The sequence below is a fragment of the Algibacter ulvanivorans genome, from assembly GCF_048381495.1.
Taxonomy (GTDB): domain Bacteria; phylum Bacteroidota; class Bacteroidia; order Flavobacteriales; family Flavobacteriaceae; genus Algibacter_B; species Algibacter_B ulvanivorans.
The window spans coordinates 1-282 of sequence record NZ_JBLWGD010000088.1; the positions used below are offsets into that span (position 1 = coordinate 1).

Here is a 282-nt window from a genome sequence, read left to right on the forward strand (position 1 = left end):
GCAGAAGTAAATCCAGCTGAAATATCAGCAATCTTAAAAAAACAACTTTCAGGTTTTGAAGCAGGAGCAACTTTAGATGAGGTTGGAACTGTATTAACTGTAGGTGATGGTATTGTACGTGCTTACGGATTAGCTAATGCACAATATGGTGAGTTAGTAGAATTTGATGGTGGTGCAGAAGGTATTGTACTTAACTTAGAAGAAGACAATGTAGGTATTGTACTATTAGGAACTTCAGTTGGAGTAAAAGAAGGTTCTACAGTAAAACGTACGTCACGAATC

General features: G+C 36.9%; 1 pseudogene. It reads left to right on the forward strand.

Annotation, left to right across the window (positions count from 1 at the left end):
* Positions 1–282, forward strand: a pseudogene (locus ACNG5D_RS16075) (F0F1 ATP synthase subunit alpha); the annotation flags it as partial.